Genomic DNA, 23,697 nt, shown 5'->3' on the forward strand with positions numbered 1-23,697 from the left:
CACAAGATATGGCAGAAGCGGTGAAATCTCTGGCCGAACTGGGCCTGACCGCGCAGGGCGGGCGCGAGGCGCGGCTGACCGGCCTTGCGGTTGACAGCCGCAAGGTGGTGCCGGGGTGTCTGTTTGCGGCCCTGCCGGGGGCTGCGGTGCATGGCGCGGGCTATGTGGGCGCGGCGCTCGATCGGGGGGCTGCGGCGATTTTGACCGACCGCGCCGGGGCCGAGATCGCGGCGCCCGCGCTGGCCGGGTCGTCGGTTGCGCTGGTGGTGACCGAAGATCCGCGGCAGGCGCTGGCCTTTGCCGCCGCGCTGTGGTTTGGCGCCCAGCCCGAGACGGTGGTGGCGGTGACCGGCACCAATGGCAAGACCTCGGTCGCCAGTTTCACCCGCCAGATCTGGGCCGCGCTGGGGCTGGAGGCCGCCAATATCGGCACCACCGGCGTTGAGGGCGCCTTTACCGCAGCCTCCAGCCATACCACGCCCGAACCCATAACCCTGCACCGCCTGCTGGCCGAAATGGCCGCCGCAGGCGTGACCCATGCGGCGATGGAGGCCTCTTCGCACGGGCTGGAGCAGCGGCGGCTGGATGGGGTGCGGCTGCGGGCGGCGGCTTTCACCAATCTGACGCAAGACCATCTCGACTATCACGCGGATCTGGATGCGTATTTCGAGGCCAAGCTGGGCCTGTTCACCCGCATCCTGCCCGAAGACGGCACCGCGGTGGTGAATTTTGACGATCCGCTGGGGATGGAGGTCGCGCTGACCGCGCGCGGGCGCGGGCATCGGGTGATCGGGGTTGGTTATTCCGACCGGGCCGAGATGCGGATATCGAACCAGCGGTTCGATGCCACCGGGCAGGATTTGCGGTTTTACTGGCAGGGCCAGGTGCATCTGGTGCGGCTGGGGCTGATCGGCGGGTTTCAGGCGGGCAATGTGCTGACCGCGGCCGCGCTGGCGCTTGCCTGCGGCGCCGGGGCCGAGGCGGTAATGGCGGTGCTGCCGCGGCTGACCACCGTGCGCGGGCGCATGCAACTGGCCGCGACGCGGGCCAATGGGGCAGCGGTCTTTGTCGATTATGCCCATACCCCCGATGCGGTGGAAACGGCGCTGAAGGCGCTGCGCCCGCATGTGATGGGGCGCATCGTGGCCGTTGTCGGTGCCGGTGGTGACCGCGACCGCTCCAAGCGCCCGCTGATGGGCCGTGCCGCCGCCGAAAATGCCGATGTGGTCTATGTCACCGACGACAACCCCCGAACCGAAGACCCGGCCACCATCCGCGCCGCCGTGATGCAGGGCTGCCCCGAGGCAAGCGAGGTCGGCGACCGCGCCGAGGCGATCCTGCGCGCGGTCGATGCGCTGGGGCCGGGGGATGCGCTGCTGATCTGCGGCAAGGGGCATGAAACCGGCCAGGTGATCGGCACCGACATCTACCCCTTTGACGATGCCGAACAGGCCAGTGTCGCCGTGGCCGCGCTGGACGGCAAAATCTGATGCCCGCGCTCTGGACATCGGCAGATGCTGCCACCGCCACCGGCGGTCGCGCGACGCGGCCCTTTGCCGTCACCGGCCTGTCGATCGACACCCGCACGATCCGCCCCGGTGAGATGTTCGTGGCATTGAAAGACGCGCGCGACGGGCATGAATTTGTGGCCGATGCGTTGAAAAAGGGCGCTGGCGCCGCGCTTGTCAGCCGCATCCCCGAGGGCTGTTCCGAGGCTGACCCGCTGTTGATCGTGCCCGATGTGCTGCCCGCGCTGGAGGCCCTAGGCCGCGCGGGCCGGGCGCGCACGCGGGCGCGCGTCATCGCCGTCACCGGATCGGTCGGCAAGACCTCGACCAAAGAGATGTTGCGCGCCGTGCTGGCGGCGCAAGGCCGGGTTCACGCCGCCGAGGCCAGCTTCAACAACCACTGGGGCGTGCCGATCACGCTGGCGCGGATGCCGCCGGACGCCGATTTTGCCGTGATCGAGATCGGCATGAACCACCCCGGCGAAATCGCCCCCCTGGCCCGCATGGCCCGCCCCGATGCTGCGATGATCACCACCGTCGCCGCCGCCCATCTGGAGGCGTTCGCCAACGTCGATGCCATCGCCCATGAAAAAGCCGCGATATTCGAGGGGTTGGAACCAGGTGGCGTGGCGGTGATCCCCTCCGGCCTGCCGGTCACCCCGATCCTTGCCGCGGCGGCCGCAGGTGCGGGCCGGGTGCTGCGCTTTGGCACCGAGCCGGGGGATGATTACCGCCTGATCGCTGCCCGTATCGCGCAGGATGTGACCATCGTTCAGGCCGAACGCGCGGGTCAGCCCTTGCTGTTCAAGGTGCTCACACCGGGGCGGCATTTTGCGATGAATGCGCTGGGCGTGCTGGCACTGGCCGAGGCGGTGGGTGCCGACCCGGCGGTGGCGGCCTGCGATCTTGGGCAATGGGCGCCGCCCGCGGGCCGCGGCGCGCGTCAGCGCGTGGTGCTCGATGCCATCGACGAGGCGCAGAGCTTTGATCTTTATGACGACGCCTTCAACGCGAACCCCGCCTCGATGGCGGCGGCGCTGGAGGTGCTGGCCGCGGCCCAACCGCGCGATGGGCTGGGCCGGGTGGAAAAGGGCCGACGCATCGCGATTCTGGGCGACATGCTGGAACTCGGCTCCGACGAGGCGGTGATGCATGCGGCGCTGGCCGCGCATCCGGCCATGGCCAGCGTGCATCTGGTGCATTGCGCAGGCGAGCGGATGCGCGCGCTCTGGTTGGCACTGCCGCGCGACAGGCGGGGCGAATGGCACGGCCATGCCGCCGATCTGGCCGCGCGGGCGCATCATCTGGCCGATGCGGGCGATGTGATTCTGGTGAAAGGCTCGAAAGGGTCGAAGGTCAGTCTCGTGGTTGACGCGCTGAAAAAACTCGGGCAGGCGGGCTAAGCGCAGCCGCAGGCGCGCGAGAGAGGGAATGCAGCAATGCTCTACTGGTTGACAAGCCTTTCGGATGGCGGAGATTTCTTCAACCTTTTCCGCTACATCACCTTCCGCGCGGGGGCGGCCTTCTTTACCGCGCTGATCTTCGGTTTCCTGTTCGGGCGCCCGCTGATCGACATCTTGCGACGCAAGCAGGGCAAGGGCCAGCCGATCCGCGACGACGGGCCGGCAAGCCATTTCGCCAAGGCGGGCACACCGACGATGGGGGGGCTGCTGATCCTCTCGGCGCTCGTCGTCTCGACGCTGCTTTGGGCACGGCTTGATAACCCCCATGTCTGGATCGTGCTGGGGGTGACGCTGGGCTTCGCGCTGATCGGCTTTGCTGACGATTACGCCAAGGTCACCAAACAGAACACCAAGGGGGTGTCCTCGCGTATCCGGTTCCTGGCTGGGCTGGTGATTGCGGCGGTCGCCGGCGGGCTGGCGGCCTGGGTCCACCCCGACAACCTGACCAATCAGCTTGCGATGCCGGTGTTCAAGGATGCGCTGATCAATCTGGGCTTTCTGTTCGTGCCCTTTGCGATGATCGTGATCGTGGGCGCAGCCAATGCGGTCAACCTGACCGACGGGCTTGACGGGCTGGCGATCATGCCGGTGATGATCGCGGCGGCGACGCTGGGCGTCATCGCCTATGCGGTGGGCCGGATCGACTATACCACCTATCTGGGCGTGCATTTCGTGCCCGGCACCGGCGAGTTGCTGGTGTTTACAGCGGCACTGGTGGGCGGGGGTCTCGGGTTTTTGTGGTATAATGCGCCGCCCGCGGCCGTCTTCATGGGGGACACTGGCAGCCTTGCGCTGGGCGGTGCGCTGGGGGCGATCGCGGTCTGCACCAAGCACGAGATCGTGCTTGCCATCGTCGGCGGCCTGTTCGTGGTCGAGGCGCTGTCGGTCATCATTCAGGTGGGCTATTTCAAGGCCACCGGCAAGCGCGTATTCCTGATGGCGCCGATCCACCACCATTTCGAAAAGAAAGGCTGGGCCGAGCCGCAGGTGGTGATCCGGTTCTGGATCGTGTCGCTGATCCTTGCGCTGATCGGTCTGGCCACGCTGAAACTGCGGTGAAAGTTGGGTGAGCGGTGCGCCTGAAGGCGCACCCCACGGGGGCTTTGCCGTTCATCTTGGCTGAAATATCCCGGGGTGCGGGGCAGCGCCCCGCTTGCGACAAGAGGTGTCAGATGATTCCGGTGCAGGGCTATCAGGGACAACGCGTTGCAGTGCTGGGCTTGGGCCGCTCGGGGCTGGCCACCGCAGCGAGCTTGCGCGCGGGCGGGGCCGAGCCGTTGTGCTGGGACGACAGCCCCGAGGCGCGTGCCCGCGCCGAAGCCGCGGGCTTTGTCTGCCACGATCTGACCCGCGCCACCGCCTGGGGCGAGGTGGCGGCCCTGATCGTCTCGCCCGGCATCCCGCATCTATACCCCGCACCGAACAAGCTTATCGCCCGCGCGATGGCCGAGGGGGTGCCGGTCGATAATGACATCGGTCTGTTCTTTCGCTCTTTCGCCACTGATGATTGGGACGGGTTCGATCAGACGCCCAAGGTGGTGGCCGTCACCGGCTCGAACGGCAAATCGACCACCACGGCGCTGATCCACCACATTCTGAAATCGGCCGGCCGTCCCACCCAGATGGCGGGTAATATCGGGCGCGGGGTGCTGGACCTTGACCCGCCTGCCGAGGGCGAGGTGGTGGTGCTGGAACTGTCCAGCTATCAAACCGATCTGGCCCGCGCGCTGACGCCCGATGTGGCGGTTTTCACCAATCTTTCCCCCGACCATCTGGACCGCCACGGCGGCATCGGCGGCTATTTCGCCGCCAAGCGGCGGCTGTTTGCCGAGGGCGGCCCCGACCGCGCGGTGATTGGCGTGGATGAACCCGAGGGGGTGTATCTGGCCAACCAGATCGCCACCGCGCGCGAGGATGACCGGGTCATCCGCGTGTCGTCGGCGCGTAAGTTGGGCGATTTTGGCTGGTCGGTCTTTGCCCGCAAAGGGTTCCTGAGCGAATGGCGCAGGGGGCGACAGGTGGCCTCGGTCGATCTGCGCGACATGGCGGGCCTGCCCGGCGCGCATAACCACCAGAACGCCTGTGCGGCCTGGGCTGCGACCCGCAGCCTTGGCCTGGCCCCGCGCGAGATCGAGGCAGGGCTGCGCAGCTTTGCAGGCTTGCCGCATCGCAGCCAGACCGTGGCCGAGGCGGGCGGTGTGCGGTTCGTCAACGACAGCAAGGCGACCAACGTCGATAGTGCCGCCAAGGCACTGCAAGCCTTTCCGCGCATCCGCTGGATCGCCGGGGGCTTGGGCAAGGAGGGGGGGATATCGGGGCTGAAACCCTATCTGGGCGCGGTGGTGAAAGCTTACCTTATCGGACATTCGGCCCGCGATTTTGCGCTGGAACTGGGGGATGTGCCGCAGGAAATCTGCGAAACGATGGATCGCGCCGTGGCCCGCGCCGCGGCCGAGGCCGAGCCGGGTGATACCGTCCTGCTGGCGCCCGCTGCCGCGAGTTTCGACCAATATCCCAATTTTGAAAAGCGTGGCGAGCATTTCACTGCGCTGGTCGTGGCGCAGCTTGGGTCGGCCGTCTGACGCGCCGCGTCAGAGCCCACGCAGCAGACCGGCACCCGCACCAATCGCCACGGCGGCCAGTGGCGGCAGGCGGCCCCAGACCAGCCCGGCGAACAGGCCAAGCGCCAGCACCGCATCGCCCGGCCCGTGGAGTGCGGCGGGGATGACCGGGTTCACCAGTGCCGCGCCCAGCACCCCCGCCACCGCAGCATTGGCCCCGGCCACCGCCGCGCGCGCCCGCGGTCGCAGGCCAAGCTGCGCCCAGAATGGCCAGACCCCGATCAGGATCAGAAATCCCGGCAAAAAGATCGCCGCCAGCGCCAGCAGTGCGCCCACAGGCCCCGCCGCCAGCGCGCCCAGATAGGCCGCGAACGCAAACAGCGGGCCCGGCAGGGCCTGGGCCGCGCCGTAGCCTGCCAGGAACTCGGGCGCCGAAACCCAACCTGGGGCCACCACGCCCGCCTCCAGCAGCGGCAGCACGACATGGCCGCCGCCAAAAACCAGCGCCCCCGCCCGCGCCACCGCATCGGTCAGCGCCAAAAGCGGCGCCAGGGGCGCAAGCGCAGGCAGCGCCACCAGCAGCGCCCCAAGCGTCGCCAGCGCCCAAAGCCCGGAGCGGCGTGTCGGACCATGCGGCAGGGTGCTCTGCGGCCCGGTGCGGGCGGGCAGGGCCAGTGCGCCCACCCAGCCCGCCGCGGCGATCACCGCCACCTGTGCCAGCGCACCCGCGCCCGCGGCCCCTGCAGCCAGAACTGCGGCCCCCGCCAGCAGCGCGATGCCTGCGCGCGCCCGGTCGGGCGCAAGGCTGCGCGCCATGCCCAGAACGGCCTGTGCCACCACCGCAACTGCCACGATCTTCAGTCCCGCCAGCGCCGCTGTTGCCCCCGGCCCCAGATGCGGCGCGCCCAGTGCCAGCGCCAGCATCAGCGCCGCCGACGGCAGCGTGAACCCGGCAAAGGCGGCCACCGCGCCCCAAGGCCCGGCGCGATGCCAGCCCAGCGCAAAACCCAACTGACTGGAGGCGGGGCCGGGCAGGAACTGGCTTAGCGCCATCAGCCCGGCAAAGCCTGCGTCGTCGATCCAGCCGCGGCGGGTGACAAACTCGGTTCGGAAATAGCCCAGATGCGCCACCGGCCCGCCGAACGCGGTCAGCCCCAGCCGAAGAAAGGCGGCAAACACCTGCGCCGCCGACGCGCGCGGCGCGGCAGCGGTCACAGCGCCAACGCCGCGGTGGTTTCCTGCAAGATCGTGGCGCTGCGGGCAAGCGCCTGCATCTCGGGCGGCGACAGATCGGGGAACAGATCGGCCTCGACCCCGCGGGCGCCCACGATCCGCGGCACCGACAGCGTCACATCGCGCACCCCCGCCACCTCGGGGGTGCGGATCGACACCGACAGCACCGCGCGCTGATCGCCCGCGATGACCTGCACGATCCGCGCCAGCCCGGCACCGATGCCATACCATGTGGCGCCCTTGCCCTCGATGATGCGATAGGCGGCGCGGCGCACACCGGCATCAATCTGCGCGCGTACATCGTCGGTGATCGCGGCGCCGACCTGCGCCGCGAAGGCTGCAATCGACACCGAACCTGCCCGCGCCGCCGACCAGGCCAGAACCTCGCTATCGCCATGTTCGCCCATCACATAGGCGTGGATGGATTGCGGCGCGATGCCCAGATGGCGGCCCAGCAACGAACGGAACCGCGCCGTATCAAGAATGGTGCCCGAACCGATCACCCGCGCCGACGGCAGGCCCGACAGCCGGGTGGCGACCTCGGTCATCACATCGACCGGGTTCGAGGCCACCAGCAGAATGGCATCAGGCGCGGCCGTGCGCACCGCGGCCACCACATCGGCAAAGACCGCGACGTTGCGCGACAACAGCGACAGGCGGCTTTCGCCCGGCTTTTGGGCCACCCCGGCGGCGATGATCACCACCCCCGCGCCCTCCAGATCGGCATAGTCGCCCGCGCAGACGCTGACGGCGGGGCCGAAGGGCACGCCATGAGCGATATCTTCGGCCTGCGCCACAGCCAGCGCCGCGTTGCGATCCACCAGCACGATCTGGCTGGCCACCCCGCGCAGCGCCAGCGCCGAGCCTGCCGCCGAGCCGACCATGCCCGCCCCCACGATTCCCACCTTCATCGACCATTGTCCCGGTTCATCGCATCCGGCCGCGATGCTGGCACGCGGCGTGGCCGCGGTCCAGTCAAGCTATGATGACAGGGCGCCGCGACCGCGCAGGTCAGGCCCCAGGCCAAGTGTTTCACGGCCCGGTGCGCGCATCTTCCGCTGGAAACCTGAGCCGTTCTTCGCTACACTTCGCGTCAGACCCGGCAAACGGGCACAATAGAGCAGTGACGGCGGTATTCCATGACTGAAATGGTCTTTGGCACCGTGCCCGTGCGGGCCGGTGAGCCTATTCTTCCCCGTTGGTGGCGGACGGTTGACCGCTGGGCCTTGTCCAGTGTGTTGTTGCTGTTTGCGGTGGGGCTGCTGCTGGGGCTTGCCGCCTCGGTGCCGCTGGCTGAAAAGAACGGGCTTGATCCGTTCTATTACGTCACGCGGCAGGCGGTGTTCGGCACGGTTGCGCTGGCGGTGATGGTGCTGGTGTCGATGCTGTCGCCGGTTCAGGTGCGGCGGCTGGGAGTGCTGGGCTTTGTCGGGGCCTTTGTGGCGCTGATGCTGCTGCCGGTGTTTGGCACCGATTTCGGCAAGGGTGCGGTGCGCTGGTTCAGCTTCGGTTTCGCCTCGGTGCAGCCGTCAGAGTTTCTGAAACCTTGTTTTGTCGTGATCGCGGCCTGGCTGATGGCGGCGGCGCAGGATCTGGGCGGCCCGCCGGGCCGGTTTTATTCCTTCGTTCTGGCGGTTGTCGTCGTGCTGCTGCTGGCGTTGCAGCCTGACTTCGGGCAGGCGAGCCTGGTGCTGTTTTCCTGGGGCGTGATGTATTTCGTGGCGGGTGCGCCGTTCCTGTTGCTGACGCTGCTGGCGGGGCTGACGGTGGCGGGGGGGCTGTTTGCCTATAACGCATCCGAGCATTTCGCGCGCCGGATCAACGGCTTTCTCAGCCCCGAAATCGACCCGCGCACGCAGATCGGCTATGCCACCAACGCGATTCAGGAAGGCGGCTTTTTCGGCGTGGGCGTGGGTGAGGGCACGGTGAAATGGTCGCTGCCCGATGCGCATACCGATTTCATCATCGCCGTGGCTGCCGAGGAATATGGCCTTGTGCTGGTTCTGCTGATCATCGCGCTTTATGCCAGCGTCGTGCTCAGCTCGCTTTGGCGGTTATTGCGCGAGCGTGATCCGTTCACCCGGCTGGCGGGGGCGGGCCTGGCTTGCGCCTTTGGTGTGCAGGCGCTGATCAACATGGGCGTGGCGGTGCGGCTGTTGCCCGCCAAGGGCATGACGCTGCCTTTTGTCAGCTATGGCGGCTCGTCGGTGATCGCGTCGGGAATTGCGCTGGGGATGCTTCTGGCGCTGACGCGCGCCCGCCCGCAGGGGCAGATCGGAGATATTCTGGCGCGGCGGGGGCGGTGATGGCAGATCGGGCCAAGTCACCGCTGTTGTTGATCGCCGCAGGCGGCACCGGGGGGCACATGTTCCCCGCGCAGGCGCTGGCCGAGGCGATGGTGCGCCGCGGCTGGCGCGTGAAACTGTCTACCGATGCGCGCGGTGCGCGCTATGCGGGCGGCTTTCCGCATGTGGTGCAGGTGGTGCAGGTCGCCTCGTCCACGCCAGCGCGGGGCGGGGCGCTGGCCCGGCTTGCGGTGCCGTTCCGCATCGCGCAGGGCGTGCTGGCGGCGCTGTGGGGCGGGCTGCGTGACCGACCCGCGGTGGTGGCGGGCTTTGGCGGCTATCCCACCATTCCGGCGCTGGCTGCGGCGCTGATGCTGCGCATTCCGCGCGCGGTCCATGAACAGAACGGCGTGCTTGGCCGGGTGAACCGCGTCTTTGCGGGCCGTGTGCAGGCCTTTGCCTGCGGCACCTGGCCCACCGACCTGCCCGGCGGTGTCGCGGCGGTGCATACCGGCAACCCGGTGCGCGCCGCTGTGCTGGAACGCGCGGGCGCCCCCTATATTCCGCCCGGTGATTACCCCATGAGCCTGCTGGTGATCGGTGGCAGTCAGGGCGCGCGCATCCTGTCGGATGTGGTGCCCGCGGCGCTGGCCCGCCTGCCCGCGACGCTGCGCGCCAACCTGCGCGTGGCCCATCAGGCCCGCGCCGAGGATGCCACCCGCGCCAGCGCCGCCTATGCCGCCGCCGGCATCGACGCCGAGGTGGCGCCGTTCTTTCCCGATATCGCCCGCCGGCTGTCGGAATGCCAGTTGGTGATTTCCCGCGCGGGCGCCAGTTCGGTGGCCGATATCAGCGTGATCGGGCGACCTGCGATCCTTGTGCCCTATGCTGCTGCCACCGGCGATCATCAGACCGCGAATGCCCGCGGGCTGGTGGCCGCAGGGGGCGCAATCCTGATCCCCGAGTCCCGGCTTGACGCGGCGGCGCTGGCCGAACAGGTGGCGCTGGTGCTGGACAATCCCGCCGCGGCCCTGCAAATGGCGCGTTCCGCGCTGGCCTATGGCATCCCCGACGCCACCGAGCGGCTGGTCGGCCTGATCGAAACCCTATCCCTGAAGGAGGCGCAATGAACGCCACCAAACTGCCCGGCGAACTGGGCCCGATCCATTTCGTGGGCATTGGCGGCATCGGCATGTCGGGCATTGCCGAGGTGCTGATGACGCAGGGGTTCCGGGTGCAGGGGTCTGATGCGAAGGCATCAAAGATCACCAAGCGGCTGGAAGATCTGGGTGCCACCGTGTTCGAGGGGCAGTCAGTCTCCAACATCGGCGAGGCGGCCGTGGTCGTGATCTCGTCCGCGATCAAGCCGGGCAACCCGGAACTGGAAGAGGCGCGGCGGCGCGGCCTGCCGGTGGTGCGCCGGGCCGAGATGCTGGCCGAACTGATGCGCCTGCGATCAAACATCGCGATTGCCGGAACGCATGGCAAGACGACGACCACCACGATGGTGGCAACGCTGCTGGACAAGGGCGGGTTTGACCCGACCGTGATCAACGGCGGCGTGATCCATGCCTACGGCTCGAACGCGCGGGCGGGCGCGGGTGAATGGATGGTGGTCGAGGCCGATGAAAGCGACGGCAGCTTCAACCGGCTGCCTGCGACCATTGCCATCGTGACCAACATCGACCCCGAGCATATGGAGCACTGGGGCAGCTTTGACGCGCTGCGCAGGGGCTTTTACGATTTCGTGTCGAACATCCCGTTCTATGGCCTTGCGGTCTGCTGCACCGATCACCCCGAGGTGCAGGCGCTGGTGGGCCGTCTCAGCGACCGCCGCGTGGTTACCTTCGGCTTCAACGCGCAGGCCGATGTGCGCGCGCTGAACCTGCGCTACGAGGCGGGCGTTGCGCATTTCGACGTGGCACTTCAGGGCGAGGGGCAGGGCGCGGTGATCGCGGGCTGCACGCTGCCGATGCCGGGCGATCACAATGTCTCGAACGCGCTGGCCGCCGTGGCGGTGGCGCGGCATCTGGGCATGAAGAAAGACGAAATCCGCGAGGCGCTGGCCGAGTTCGGCGGCGTGAACCGCCGCTTTACCAAGGTCGGCACGGTCAACGGCGTCACCATCATCGACGACTATGGTCACCATCCGGTGGAAATTGCCGCGGTGCTGAAAGCGGCGCGGCAGGCGGTGGCGGGGCATGCGGGCGCGCGGGTGATCGCGGTGCATCAGCCGCACCGTTATACCCGCCTGCATTCGCTGTTTGACGATTTCTGCACCTGCTTCAACGAGGCTGATGTGGTGGCGATTGCCGAGGTTTATTCGGCCGGCGAAGACCCGATCCCCGGCGCCAGCCGCGACGATCTGGTGGCGGGGCTGATCGCGCATGGCCATCGCCACGCCCGCGCCATTCTGGACGAGGCCGATCTGGCGCGTCTGGTGCGCGAGCAGGCCCGGCCGGGCGATATCGTGGTCTGCCTTGGCGCGGGCACGATTTCGACCTGGGCCAACGGCCTGCCTGCGGCGCTGGGGGCCTGAGCCGATGGGGATGGGGGCCAGACCCCGGACAGAGCGCGCCGCAGGCGTGTCCGCCGCCGGTGCCCGCCGCAGGAGGAGCAGATGACCGCATCGCTGATTTCTGCCTGCTGCTGGGCGCTGGCCGCCAGCCTGATTGCGCTGGCCCCCGCCCGCATCCACTGGCCCGCTGCCTATGGTCTGGTGGTGGTGGGGGTGCCGGTGCTGGGTTGGGTCACCTATGATCACGGCCCCTGGGTCGGGCTGGTGGTGATGATCGCGGGCATGTCGGTGCTGCGCTGGCCGGTGATCTACCTGATCCGTCGCCTGCGCGGAAAGGGTTGACCCGCCGCCGATCCCCTTGCCTCACGCCCCCTGTGCAGATTATCCCCGCGTCATGACCCATCGGCTTCCCCTGTCTGGCTATACCCCTCGCGGCGCGCTGACGCCGGACCGGCCGATGGCCGATCTGACATGGTTGCGGGTGGGCGGGCCTGCTGACTGGGTGTTCCAACCTGCGGATACTGACGATCTGTGCGCCTTTCTGGCGGCGCTCGACCCTGCGGTGCCGGTGTTTCCGGTGGGTGTGGGGTCAAACCTGATCGTGCGCGATGGCGGCATCCGGGCGGTGGTGATCCGGCTGGGGCGGGGCTTCAACGCGATCGAGGTTGTGGGCAACCGGGTCATCGCGGGGGCGGCGGCGCTGGATGCGCATGTGGCGCGGCGCGCGGCCGAGGCGGGGCTGGACCTGACCTTCCTGCGCACCATTCCGGGCAGTATTGGTGGCGCCGTGCGGATGAATGCGGGCTGCTATGGCGCCTATGTGGCTGACCATCTGGTGCAGGCCGAGGTGGTCACACGGGAGGGTCGTCGCGTGGTGCTGACCCCTGCCGATCTGAAATTTGGCTATCGTCACAGCGACTTGCCCGAGGGCTGGGTGCTGATTTCAGCCACGTTCGAGGCGCAGGCGGGCGATCCGGCCGCACTAGCCGCGCGGATGGCCGATCAGATCGCCCGGCGCGATGCCAGCCAGCCCACCAAAGACCGCAGCGCCGGCTCCACCTTCCGCAACCCCTCGGGGGCGTCCTCGACGGGACGCGCGGATGACAGCCACGAGTTGAAGGCCTGGGCGGTGATCGACGCGGCGGGGCTGCGGGGGGCCACGCTGGGCGGCGCGCAGATGTCGCCCAAGCATCCGAATTTTCTGATCAACACCGGCACCGCCACCGCTGCCGATCTGGAGGCTTTGGGCGAATCGGTGCGCAAAAAGGTTTTGCAGCACAGCGGAATTTCGTTAGAGTGGGAAATCATGCGCGTCGGTGAACCGGCGGCAGGAACAGGCGAATAGTCAGACAAGAACAGTCCACGGGGGCAAACCCCGGGAGAGGCAGGCGTGGCGGGTGTGTCGAGCAGGGCAACCCCCCTTGTGGCGGTATTGATGGGTGGCCCTTCCGCCGAGCGGGAGGTGTCTTTGTCATCGGGGCGCGAATGCGCCGCGGCGCTGCGGGCGGCGGGGTATCAGGTGGTCGAGGTCGATGCAGGCCCCGACCTGTGCGAACGTCTGTTCGATATTGGCCCCGATGTGGTCTTTAACGCGCTGCATGGCCGGTGGGGCGAGGATGGCTGTGTGCAGGGCCTGCTGGAATGGTTGCGCCTGCCCTATACCCATTCCGGCGTTCTGGCTTCGGCACTGGCGATGGACAAGATGCGCGCCAAGGCGGCGGTTGCCGCCTATGGTGTGCCGGTGGCGGCGGGTGTTCTGGCCCAAAGGGCCGAGGTGATGGCCCGCCATGTGCTGCCTGCCCCATATGTGGTGAAACCCAATAACGAAGGGTCTTCGGTCGGCGTTTATATCGTGCGCGAGGCGGCCAATTCGCCGCCGCAACTGTCCGACGACATGCCCGAGACGGTTCTGGTCGAAACCTATGTGCCGGGGCGCGAACTGACGGTTTCGGTGCTGGGCGACCGTGCGCTGTGCGTGACCGAGATCGTCACGGCAGGGTGGTATGACTACACCGCGAAATATGCCCCCGGCGGGTCGCGCCATGTGCTGCCTGCGGATCTGCCCGCAGATATCACCGCCGCCTGTCTGGCCCATGCGGCCACGGCGCATCGCGCGCTGGGGTGCCGGGGCCTGTCGCGCAGCGATTTCCGATGGGATGAGGCGCGGGGGGCCGACGGGCTGATCTGGCTGGAAACCAACACCCAGCCGGGGATGACGCCCACCTCGCTCTCGCCCGAGCAGGCCGCCCACGCGGGCATTGCATTTCCCGATCTGTGCCGCTGGATTGTGGAGGATGCCTCATGCAGCCGATGACGCCCGAGGGTGGCGCCCGCCGCCCGGTGCTGCGCGCCGAGCCGCGCCACGCCGCCGCGCAGATCACGCTGAAGGCCGCAGAGACAGCCGGGCACGGCGCCGGGCTGTGGCAGAAGCTGGGCCTTGGGGCTGGCACGCGCCCCGAGCCGGTGCCGCGGGCCGAGCCTGTCGTTCGGGCGGTGCCTGTGCTGCGGGCCGAATCTTTTGTGCAGGTGGCGCCCGATGTGGGGCCGGAACCCGTGGTGCAGCATGAGCCGCGCCGGGCGGTGCCGCAGCCAGAGCCGGTCTGGCACTGGGATGCCGACGGCGCCGATGCGCCCGGCTTTTCGGTCGCCGAGGATGCCGAGCGTTGGATCTTTGGCGAGACCGCCGACCATGCCGCCGCGGATGCTGCCAAGGTCGATTTCGACCCCGACCAGACCGAAGCGGCCTTGTTCGAGCGGTTCGGGGCCATAATGTCCGATTTTGACGCGGTGTCGGTTGCGCGGCCCGATCCGGCCCCGACGCCGCCCGCTGCCGCCGCACGGCGCCGGTGGTTTGCGCGGCGTGCCCCGGCAGTGCGCGCGGTGCGGCGTGATCCGGCCCCCTCGCGGTTGGCCTATCGGCTGCACCGGCTGTGGCTGACGCCTGCGGTGCGCGGTCTGGCGCATGTGGGACTGCCGGTTCTGGCGGTTGTGGCGGCGCTGGCTCTGTGGCTGGGCGACGAGGGCCGCCGCGCTGCGATTGTTGCGCAATATGAAACGCTACGGGATGATTTTCAGAACCGCCCCGAATTCCGGGTCAGCCTGCTGCGGATCGAAGGGGCGAGTGCGCCGGTCGATGCCGCGATCCGGTCGATGATGCCGGTCAAGCTGCCCGCGTCGTCCTTCGCGCTGGATCTCGACGGGCTGCGCGACATGATCCTGCGGCTGGATGCGGTGGCAGGGGTCGATCTGGTGATCCGCGCGGGGCAGTTGGAGGTGGCGGTCACCGAACGTGTACCCGCGGTGCTGTGGCGCCGCGCGGCCGGCATCGAGATGCTGGATGCGACCGGCCACCGCGTTGCCACGCTGGTTGCGCGCGAGGGGCGCGCCGACCTGCCACTGATCGCGGGGGCGGGCGCCGACAGGGCGGTGCCCGAGGCGCTGGCGCTGCTGGCGGCAGCCGAACCGATGCTGGCACGCACACGCGGTCTGGTGCGGGTGGGCGAGCGGCGCTGGGACATGGTGCTGGATCGGGGCCAGCGTATCCTGCTGCCCGAGACGGGGGCAGTGGCGGCGCTGCAACGCGTGGTGGCGCTGGATCGGGCCGAAGAAATTCTCGCCCGCGATTTCACGCATCTCGACATGCGCAACGAAGACCGGCCGACCCTGCGCCTTGGCGCGGCGGCGTTGGAACAATACCGGCAGATCAAGATCCGGGAAACGAGGGTGGTTCAATGAACGTGCAGGTGCAGCGATGACCGATTTTTACCAGTCGCAACGCGCGATGCGAGCCATGCGTCAGGCTGCGATGCAGCGCGGGGTGGTGGCCATTCTGGATGTAGGCACCTCGAAGATCGGCTGTCTTGTGCTGCGCTTTGACGGACCCGAGCGGTTGTGCGAAGCCGACGGCGTGGGCCCGATGGCGGGGCAGTCGGCGTTCCGTGTGATTGGTGCGGCCACGACGCGGGCGCGCGGTGTGCGCTTTGGCGAGGTTGACGCGATGGCCGAGACCGAACGTGCGATCCGCACCGCGGTGCAGGCGGCACAGAAAATGGCCAATGTCCGGGTTGACCATGTGATCGCCTGTTTCGCGGGCGCCGGGCCGCGCAGCTATGGGCTGGCGGGCGAGATTGAACTGGCCGGGGGGCAAGTGTCCGAACAGGACGTGGCGCGCGTTCTGGCGGCCTGCGACCTGCCCGATTTCGGGCCGGGCCGCGAGGTGCTGCACGCCCAGCCGGTGAATTTCGCGCTGGATCACCGCACCGGGCTGGGTGATCCGCGCGGCCATGTCGGCAACCGGCTGGCGGTGGATATGCACCTGCTGACCGTCGATGCCGCGGCGGTGCAGAACCTGATCTATTGCATCAACCGCTGCGATCTGGAACTGGCGGGGATCGCCTCGTCAGCCTATGTCGCCGGGATCGCGAGCCTCGTTGAGGACGAACAGGAACTGGGCGCGGCCTGCATCGACATGGGCGGCGGGGCCACCGGGGTTTCGATCTTTATCAAGAAGCACATGATCTTTGCCGATGCGGTGCGGATGGGGGGCGACCATGTCAGCGCCGACATCTCGAAGGGGTTGCAGGTGCCGATGGCCGTGGCCGAGCGCATCAAGACGATCCACGGTGGGGTTCATGCCACCGGCATGGACGACCGCGAGATGATCGAGATCGGCGGCGACAGTGGCGACTGGGAAAAAGACCGCCGCCGGATCAGCCGGACCGAACTGATCGGGATCATGCGTCCGCGGGTCGAGGAAATTCTGGAGGATGTGCGCGCGCTGCTGGATGCGGCGGGGTTTGATCATCTGCCCAGCCAACAGATCGTGCTGACGGGGGGGGCAAGCCAGATCCCCGGTCTTGACATGCTGGCGGCCAGGATTTTGGGGCAGAACGTGCGGCTGGGGCGCCCGCTGCGGGTGCAGGGTCTGCCGCAGGCGGCCACCGGCCCGGCATTCGCCAGCGCGGTGGGGCTGGCGCTGTTTGCCGCCCATCCGCAAGACGAATGGTGGGATTTCGAGGTGCCCGCAGAGCGCTATCCGGCGCGGTCGCTGAAACGCGCGATGCGCTGGTTCAAGGACAACTGGTGAAGGGTCGCGTTTCGATTTCCACCAGATGCTGCGCCATGCGCGAGATACCGCCGACGCTTTGAATCCGCGCGCCAGATTTTGTGGCGGGCCTGTGTTTTTTAGGTGACGGATCGCCTGTTCGCAGGTAAATTTACTGGAATATCGGGGAAACCGGCCATTCAGGCCCGGACAAACACAGGCGGAAACGGTAATGGCATTGAATCTGATGATGTCCGAGCGTGAAGAGCTTAAGCCGCGGATCACGGTTTTCGGCGTGGGCGGGGCAGGCGGCAACGCTGTCAACAACATGATCGACAAGCAGCTTGAGGGGGTCGAGTTCGTCGTGGCGAACACCGATGCTCAGGCGCTGCAACAGTCGCGGTCAACCGCGCGCATCCAGATGGGGGTGAAGGTCACCGAAGGTCTGGGCGCGGGGGCGCGGCCCTCGGTCGGTGCGGCGGCGGCCGAAGAAACGATCGAAGAGATCGTCGATCATCTGGCGGGCGCGCATATGTGTTTCATCACCGCAGGCATGGGGGGCGGCACCGGCACCGGGGCGGCCCCGATCATCGCGCAGGCGGCACGGGAGCTGGGCGTGTTGACCGTGGGCGTGGTGACCAAGCCGTTCCAGTTCGAAGGCTCCAAACGGATGCGTCAGGCGGATGATGGCATCGAGGCGCTGCAAAAGGTCGTCGATACGCTGATCGTCATTCCGAACCAGAACCTGTTCCGTCTGGCCAACGAAAAGACCACCTTCACCGAAGCCTTCGCGATGGCCGATGATGTGCTGTATCAGGGCGTCAAGGGCGTGACCGACCTGATGGTGCGGCCCGGCCTGATCAACCTCGACTTTGCCGACGTGCGCGCGGTGATGGACGAAATGGGCAAAGCCATGATGGGCACCGGCGAAGCCTCGGGCGATGACCGCGCGGTGCAGGCCGCCGAAAAGGCGATCGCCAACCCGCTGCTGGATGAAATCAGCCTGCGCGGGGCCAAGGGCGTGCTGATCAATATCACCGGCGGCTATGATCTGACGCTGTTCGAACTGGATGAGGCGGCCAATCGCATCCGCGAAGAAGTGGACCCCGAGGCCAATATCATCGTCGGTTCTACCCTCGATCCGTCGATGGAAGGGCAGATGCGCGTGTCGGTCGTGGCGACCGGGATCGACGCCGCGCCCGCACAGGCGGAGGTGCCGGTGGCCCGCCGCCGTCTGGCCGAGCCGCTGCACCAGCCCCATGCCGCACCGCAGGCCCAACCCGCAGCGGCGCAGCCCCCCGTGCAGGACATGACTTATCAGCAGCAGCCCGCACGCGCCGAAGAGCGCGGTCTGTTCGACCAGCCCGCTGAACCCGCCGCCCCGGCGGCCCGGTTCGAGGGCGAGGGCGATCTGCCCCCGCCCGCCTATCGGCCGCAACCGGCCGCGCCGCAGGCGCAGCGCGATCTTTATGCCGATGACGACGCAGGGGCCTTTGTGGCGCCCCGTCCGCGCGCGGCAGGCGCGCCCGCGCCCGAAACGATGGCCCGTCTGCAAGCGGCGGCGGCCAAGGTTCCCTCTGCCCAGCAGCCCCGTGCCGCAGCGCAGCCGATGTCGGCAACCCGGCCCGCAGGCCAGCCTCTGGGCGGCATCGGCGCTGCCCGCGGCGCCGAAAAGCCGCGCTTCGGGATCAACTCGCTGATCAACCGCATGACCGGCCATGCCGATCAGGCGCAGCCCGACCGCCCGCTTGACCGGCCCGCGCCGGTGGCGCGCAATCAGTCGCTGGCAGCGGCCTATGATGACGAACCCGAGGCAGACCCCGAACAGGACCGGATCGAAATTCCGGCCTTCCTGCGCCGTCAGGCCAACTGATCGCAGCGAACGCAGTGTAACAAAGCGTTCACAAGTCTTGCGAAAGAGCCGGTTTGTCCCGGCTCTTTTGATTTTATAATCAATGCGTTGATGCCTGTTCGGCGGGATTGCGCCGCGCTGCGGCAGGATTGTTTCAACCCGTTACAATCTGTGAATTGTTAACCGTGGCAGCTTTGCTTAGCTGATGCTGCGACAAAGTGCCTTTGGGCCTTTGCCGCCACAGCCGCCGCCAGCAAGGACGGCAAGGCCATGAGGAGACGGGCAGTGCAGACGACAATCGCATCATCGACCAGCTTTGAGGGCGTGGGCTTGCATTCGGGCGCTCCGGTGCGGCTGACCATTCACCCCGCCGCCGCGGGCACCGGCATCCGGTTTCGCCGCACCGATGTGACGGGCGTATCCCCCGATATCGCGGCCCGCTGGGATGTGGTGGTGCCGTCGCGGCTGTGCACGTTGATCGAGAACGCCGATCGCGTCAGCGTATCGACCATCGAACATGTGATGGCTGCGCTGGCGGGTGCGGGGGTGCACAACGCCCTGATCGAGATCGACGGCCCCGAAGTGCCGATCCTTGACGGCTCGTCCGCACCTTTTGTCGAGGGGATTCTGGCCAGCGGCCTGCGCGAGATGTCGGCGCCGCTGCGCGCGATCCGCATTCTGGCCCCGGTCGAGGTGCAGGACGGCGCCGCGGTGGCGCGTCTGGAACCCGCGGACAGTTTCGAAATCGACTTTGCCATCGACTTTGACGACCGGGCCATCGGCCAGCAGAAGAAGACGCTGAACATGGCCAACGGCGCCTTTGTACGCGAGTTGATGGACAGCCGCACTTTCTGCCGTCAATCCGATGTCGAGGCGATGCGCGCCAACGGGCTGGCGCTGGGCGGCAGCTATGAAAACGCCGTGGTGGTCGAAGGTGACCGGGTGCTCAGCCCCGGCGGCCTGCGTCACGCCGACGAGGCGGTGCGCCACAAGATGCTGGATGCGATGGGTGATCTGGCGCTGGCGGGGGCGCCGATTTTGGGCCGCTACCGGGGGCGCCGCGCGGGTCATGCACTGACCAACCGACTGCTGCGCGCTCTGTTTGCTGACCGCAGCGCCTGGCGCTGGGAAGACCTGACACCCAGTGGCCTGCATGCGCTGCCCGGTGCCGGGCTGGGCAAGACGCAGCGCCCCGGCACCGCGCCGCGCGCCTCGGGGCGTGCCCCTGTTGCTGCCCGCCGCGCCTTTGCCTAAGCCTTTGGATATCTGCGAAAGGCATTTTGCGCCCCGGATTTTTCTGTGCTAGGACGGGCGAAACAGCCCTGATCGGGGCAGGGGAAGATCAACGAAGACGGGATGGGGCAGGACATGGCGCGCGGCAAAACAGCGGCTCAACTTGTCGGCGGCCTCGTGCTGGTCGCGGCTTTGACCGCCTGCGGCGGGGGCACCAAGGAACCGCCGCTGGACAGTTTCACCGCCGAGGAAATCTACAAGCGGGGCGAATACGAGCTTGAGGTGGGTAACCCGCGCAAGCCGGAAACCGCGATCCGCTATTTTTCCGAGGTGGAGCGGCTTTATCCCTATTCGGAATGGGCCAAGCGCGCGTTGATCATGCAGGCCTTCAGCCAGCACAAGGCCAAGCAATACGAAGAGGCGCGCGGCACCGCGCAGCGGTTCATCGACACCTATCCCGGTGACGAAGACGCGGCCTATGCCAAATACCTGCTGGCGCTGTCCTACTATGACCAGATCGACGAGGTGGGTCGCGATCAGGGCCTGACATTCCAGGCGTTGCAGGCGCTGCGCGCGGTGATCGAGGAATATCCCGAAAGCGAATATGCGCGGTCGGCGATGCTGAAATTCGATCTGGCCTTCGACCATCTGGCGGCGAAGGAAATGGAGATCGGGCGGTATTATCTGAAGCAGGGTCATTACACCGCCGCGATCAACCGTTTCCGCGTGGTGGTCGAAGATTTCCAGACCACCACCCACACCCCCGAGGCGCTGCACCGGCTGGTCGAATCCTATCTGGCGCTGGGCCTGACCGACGAGGCGCAGACGGCAGGCGCGATTTTGGGCCACAACTTCCAGGGCTCGCAGTTCTACGCCGACAGTTTCGCGCTGCTGAAAGGCCGCGGGCTGGCACCGGAGGCCAAGGGCGACAACTGGCTGAGCAAGGTCTATCGGCAGGTGATCCGAGGCGCATGGCTGTAAGTCGGCGGTGGGCGGATCGCCCACCCTACGGGGGCAGGTGATGCTTCGAAGCCTCGAAATCCGGGATATGCTGCTGATCGACCGGCTCGAACTGGAGTTTCGGGCGGGGCTGAATGTGCTTACCGGGGAAACCGGGGCGGGCAAGTCGATCCTGCTGGATTGTCTGGGCTTTGTGCTGGGCTGGCGCGGCCGCGCCGATCTGGTGCGTCAGGGTGCGGCGCAGGGCGAGGTGGTGGCGGTGTTCGACCTGCCCCCCGACCATGGCGCGCATCGGCTGCTGGCGGAGGCGGGGCTGCCTGGGGGGGCAGAATTGATCCTGCGCCGTCAGGTCACGCCCGAGGGCCGCAAGACCGCCTTTGTCAATGACCGCCGGGCCTCGGCCGAGGTGCTGCGCGCGCTGGCCGAGACGCTGGTGGAACTGCATGGCCAGCACGATGACCGTGGTTTGTTGAACCCGCGCGGGCACCGGGCGCTGCTGGATGCGTTCGGCGGGCATGAGGCGTTGCTGGCCGATCTGCGCGCGGCGTGGGGTGCGCTTGCGGCGGCCCGCCGGGCCGAGGCCGAGGCGGCGGCGGCCTTGGCGGCCGTGCGGGGCGAGGAGGCGTTTCTGCGCCATGCCGTGGCCGAGTTGGACCGGCTGGACCCGCTTCCCGGCGAAGAGGCAGACCTGGACACGCGCCGCCGCCAGATGCAGGCCGCCGAGCGGATCCGGGGCGATGTGGCGCGCGCGGCGCAGGCACTGGGTCTTGACGGCGCCGAGGCGCTGCTACGCGATGCCGCGCGCTGGCTGGAGGGTGTGGCCGACCGCGCAGAGGGCGCGCTGGAGGCGCCGATGGCCGCGCTGAATCGCGCGCGGATCGAATTGGGCGAGGCTGCTGACGGGGTAGACCGCGCGCTGGACAGCCTTGCGCATGACCCGCGCGAGTTGGAGGCGGTGGAAGAACGGCTGTTCGCAATCCGGGCGCTGGCGCGCAAGCATGGGGTTTTGCCCGATGATCTGGGCGATCACGCGAGTGGCCTGCGGGCGCGACTGGCGGCGCTGGACGGGGGCGAGGGGCAGTTGCGCGCGCTGGCCGCCGCCACCGTCGCAGCGCAGGCCCGCTATGGCGCCGTGGCAGATCGGCTGGGCGCTGCCCGGCGCGCGGCCGCGGGGCGGCTGGATGCCGCGATGGCCACGGAACTGGCGCCGCTGAAGATGGAACGCGCAATCTTCACCACCGAAGTTACCCCCGCCGAACCCGGCGCCGAGGGGCAGGACAGTGTCACCTTCCTGGTCGCCACCAACCCCGGTGCCCCGGCGGGGGCGCTGAACCGGATCGCGTCGGGCGGGGAATTGTCGCGGTTTCTGCTGGCGCTTAAGGTCTGCCTCTCTCAGGGCGCCGAGGCGCTGGTGATGATCTTCGACGAGATCGACCGCGGCGTGGGCGGTGCCACCGCCGATGCCGTCGGCCGCCGTCTGGCCCGTCTGGCCGAGACGGCGCAGGTTCTGGTCGTGACCCACAGCCCGCAGGTTGCGGCGCGCGGTGACCACCACTGGCGGGTGGAAAAACGGCAAGAGGCGGGGGCCACCACATCGACCGTCACCGCGCTGGCTCCCGCGGCGCGGGTCGATGAAATCGCGCGGATGCTGGCGGGCGAAAGCGTGACCGAGGCCGCGCGCGCCGCTGCGCGGGAACTGATCACGGGTTAGCGCGGCTCAGGTCACCCGCGCGCGAAGCCGGTATTCGGGCCGGTCCCAAAGCCGCCCGGCCATCACCTCGGCGATGATCGCCACCGCGCGCGCCACATCGTCGGCACCGATGAACAGCGGCGTAAAGCCAAAGCGCAAGATGTCGGGGGCGCGGAAATCGCCCACCACACCACGGGCGATCAGCGCCTGCATGATCGCATAGCCTTCGGCGTGGCGGAACGACACCTGACTGCCGCGCGCGGCGTGGTCGCGGGGCGTGGCCAGCGCCAGATCGGGGCAGGCGGCCTCGACGCCTGCGATGAACTGATCGCTCAGCGCCAGCGAGCGGGCGCGCACATCGGCCATATCGGCCATGTCCCAGATATCCAGCGCGGCCTCCAGCGCGGCCAGTTGCAGCACCGGCGGCGTGCCCACGCGCATCCGCTCGATCCCGCGAGCGGGGCGATAGCTGGGCTCGAATGCAAAGGGTGCGTCATGGCCCAGCCAGCCCGACAGCGCGGGCCGCGCAATCTCGGCATGGCGCGGCGCGACATAGATGAAGGCCGGGCCGCCGGGGCCGGAGTTGAGGTATTTGTAGGTGCAGCCCACTGCGAAATCGGCGCCCGCACCGGCCAGATCAACCGGCACAGCACCCGCCGAATGCGCCAGATCCCAGACCGTCAGCGCGCCCATCTGATGCGCCTTGGCGGTCAGGCGGGCCATGTCGTGGCGGCGGCCGGTGCGATAATCAACCTCGGTGATCATCGTCACCGCGATGCTGTCGTCGATGGCGGATTCCACCGCCTCGGGTGCGACCACGCGCAATTCATACCCCGCGCCCAGCGTGCGGCACAGCCCCTCGGCCATATAGAGATCGGAGGGGAAGTTGCCCGAGTCCGACAGGATCACCCGGCGGGAGGGGTTCATTTCCAGCGCCGAGGCGATCGCCTGATAGACCTTGATCGACAACGTGTCGCCCAGCACCACATGGCCCGGTTCGGCCCCGATCAGCCGCGCGATCCGGTCGCCCAGCCGGCTGGGCAGGTCCATCCAGCCCGCCTTGTTCCAGCCGGTGATCAGCATCTCGCCCCATTCGGCCTCGATCGTGCGCGCGACGCGGGCGGCCGCGGCGCGGGGCATCGGCCCCAGCGAGTTGCCGTCAAGATAGATCACGCCTTCGGGCAGATGGAACATCGCGCGGGTGGTGGCAAAATCGGTGGTCATCGGGGGCTCCGGCTGGTTTCGGCGCAGACTGCCTGCACGCCGGGCCAAGGGCAAGGCCAGCGCCGCCACGTCGCAGCCAGTTGACTTGCCTTTGGTCCATGCACCCCGGATAACGGCGGGGTGCGA

General features: G+C 68.1%; 19 protein-coding genes. 16 read left to right on the forward strand and 3 right to left on the reverse strand.

Going from position 1 to position 23,697, the window contains the following annotated elements:
* Positions 1–8: 8 nt before the first annotated feature.
* From C5F46_RS04540 to murD, 4 genes are all read left to right on the forward strand, one after another.
* Positions 9–1,490, forward strand: a complete 1,482-nt coding sequence (locus C5F46_RS04540) for a UDP-N-acetylmuramoyl-L-alanyl-D-glutamate--2,6-diaminopimelate ligase (RefSeq protein WP_107324175.1) — start codon at positions 9–11, stop codon at positions 1,488–1,490.
* Positions 1,490–2,911 (forward strand): UDP-N-acetylmuramoyl-tripeptide--D-alanyl-D-alanine ligase, encoded by a 1,422-nt coding sequence (locus C5F46_RS04545; RefSeq protein ID WP_107324176.1) that lies wholly within the window; start codon positions 1,490–1,492, stop codon positions 2,909–2,911. Before C5F46_RS04540 ends, C5F46_RS04545 begins: the two co-directional genes overlap by 1 nt.
* A 36-nt stretch (positions 2,912–2,947) precedes the next feature.
* On the forward strand, positions 2,948–4,030 hold the full coding sequence (mraY, locus tag C5F46_RS04550) for a phospho-N-acetylmuramoyl-pentapeptide-transferase (protein WP_107324177.1): 1,083 nt from the start codon (positions 2,948–2,950) through the stop codon (positions 4,028–4,030).
* A gap of 113 nt (positions 4,031–4,143) precedes the next feature.
* The gene (murD, locus tag C5F46_RS04555; RefSeq protein WP_107324178.1) at positions 4,144–5,553 is read left to right on the forward strand and encodes a UDP-N-acetylmuramoyl-L-alanine--D-glutamate ligase; all 1,410 of its coding nucleotides are present in this window, start codon (positions 4,144–4,146) and stop codon (positions 5,551–5,553) included.
* Positions 5,554–5,562: 9 nt separating this feature from the next.
* Here the strand turns inward: murD and chrA are convergent, their stop codons facing one another.
* A complete protein-coding gene (chrA, locus tag C5F46_RS04560; RefSeq protein WP_107324179.1) occupies positions 5,563–6,747 on the reverse strand; it encodes a chromate efflux transporter in 1,185 nt (394 codons plus the stop codon).
* Positions 6,744–7,676 carry an L-lactate dehydrogenase gene (locus C5F46_RS17045; protein WP_107324180.1) on the reverse strand — a complete coding sequence of 311 codons (933 nt, stop codon included), beginning with the start codon at positions 7,674–7,676 and terminating at the stop codon, positions 6,744–6,746. Before C5F46_RS17045 ends, chrA begins: the two co-directional genes overlap by 4 nt.
* A gap of 228 nt (positions 7,677–7,904) precedes the next feature.
* Between C5F46_RS17045 and C5F46_RS04570 the strand changes: the two genes are divergently transcribed.
* The 12 genes from C5F46_RS04570 (at position 7,905) to recN (ending at position 22,368) form a co-directional block, all read left to right on the forward strand.
* Entirely contained in the window at positions 7,905–9,071 is a 1,167-nt protein-coding gene (locus C5F46_RS04570) for a peptidoglycan glycosyltransferase FtsW (RefSeq protein WP_107324181.1), read from the forward strand.
* Complete coding sequence (locus C5F46_RS04575) at positions 9,071–10,180, forward strand: UDP-N-acetylglucosamine--N-acetylmuramyl-(pentapeptide) pyrophosphoryl-undecaprenol N-acetylglucosamine transferase (protein ID WP_107324182.1); 1,110 nt, start codon at positions 9,071–9,073, stop codon at positions 10,178–10,180. The genes C5F46_RS04570 and C5F46_RS04575 overlap by 1 nt, the downstream gene beginning before the upstream one ends.
* Positions 10,177–11,589: a UDP-N-acetylmuramate--L-alanine ligase gene (murC, locus tag C5F46_RS04580; RefSeq protein WP_107324183.1), complete on the forward strand. Its 1,413-nt coding sequence runs from the start codon at positions 10,177–10,179 to the stop codon at positions 11,587–11,589. Before C5F46_RS04575 ends, murC begins: the two co-directional genes overlap by 4 nt.
* An 81-nt stretch (positions 11,590–11,670) precedes the next feature.
* Positions 11,671–11,910, forward strand: coding sequence for a DUF2484 family protein (locus C5F46_RS04585; RefSeq protein WP_107324184.1), 240 nt, complete (start codon positions 11,671–11,673; stop codon positions 11,908–11,910).
* Positions 11,911–11,962: 52 nt separating this feature from the next.
* Positions 11,963–12,913 (forward strand): UDP-N-acetylmuramate dehydrogenase, encoded by a 951-nt coding sequence (gene murB / locus C5F46_RS04590; RefSeq protein WP_107324185.1) that lies wholly within the window; start codon positions 11,963–11,965, stop codon positions 12,911–12,913.
* Positions 12,914–12,958: 45 nt separating this feature from the next.
* Positions 12,959–13,882 (forward strand): D-alanine--D-alanine ligase, encoded by a 924-nt coding sequence (locus tag C5F46_RS04595; RefSeq protein WP_107324186.1) that lies wholly within the window; start codon positions 12,959–12,961, stop codon positions 13,880–13,882.
* Positions 13,870–15,303 (forward strand): cell division protein FtsQ/DivIB, encoded by a 1,434-nt coding sequence (locus C5F46_RS04600; protein ID WP_235820082.1) that lies wholly within the window; start codon positions 13,870–13,872, stop codon positions 15,301–15,303. Before C5F46_RS04595 ends, C5F46_RS04600 begins: the two co-directional genes overlap by 13 nt.
* Before the next feature lie 16 nt (positions 15,304–15,319).
* Positions 15,320–16,654 (forward strand): cell division protein FtsA, encoded by a 1,335-nt coding sequence (gene ftsA, locus C5F46_RS04605; RefSeq protein WP_107324187.1) that lies wholly within the window; start codon positions 15,320–15,322, stop codon positions 16,652–16,654.
* A gap of 190 nt (positions 16,655–16,844) precedes the next feature.
* On the forward strand, positions 16,845–18,485 hold the full coding sequence (gene ftsZ / locus C5F46_RS04610; protein WP_107324188.1) for a cell division protein FtsZ: 1,641 nt from the start codon (positions 16,845–16,847) through the stop codon (positions 18,483–18,485).
* A gap of 264 nt (positions 18,486–18,749) precedes the next feature.
* A complete protein-coding gene (gene lpxC, locus C5F46_RS04615) occupies positions 18,750–19,718 on the forward strand; it encodes a UDP-3-O-acyl-N-acetylglucosamine deacetylase (protein ID WP_107324189.1) in 969 nt (322 codons plus the stop codon).
* 114 nt (positions 19,719–19,832) lie between these two features.
* Positions 19,833–20,678: an outer membrane protein assembly factor BamD gene (locus tag C5F46_RS04620; RefSeq protein WP_107324218.1), complete on the forward strand. Its 846-nt coding sequence runs from the start codon at positions 19,833–19,835 to the stop codon at positions 20,676–20,678.
* A 40-nt stretch (positions 20,679–20,718) separates the two neighbouring features.
* On the forward strand, positions 20,719–22,368 hold the full coding sequence (recN, locus tag C5F46_RS04625) for a DNA repair protein RecN (protein ID WP_107324190.1): 1,650 nt from the start codon (positions 20,719–20,721) through the stop codon (positions 22,366–22,368).
* Positions 22,369–22,374: 6 nt separating this feature from the next.
* On the opposite strand, the gene kynU is transcribed toward recN, so the two are convergent.
* Entirely contained in the window at positions 22,375–23,571 is a 1,197-nt protein-coding gene (gene kynU, locus C5F46_RS04630; RefSeq protein ID WP_107324219.1) for a kynureninase, read from the reverse strand.
* Positions 23,572–23,697 lie beyond the last annotated feature (126 nt).

It is taken from the genome of Phaeovulum veldkampii DSM 11550, assembly GCF_003034995.1.
GTDB lineage: Bacteria > Pseudomonadota > Alphaproteobacteria > Rhodobacterales > Rhodobacteraceae > Phaeovulum > Phaeovulum veldkampii.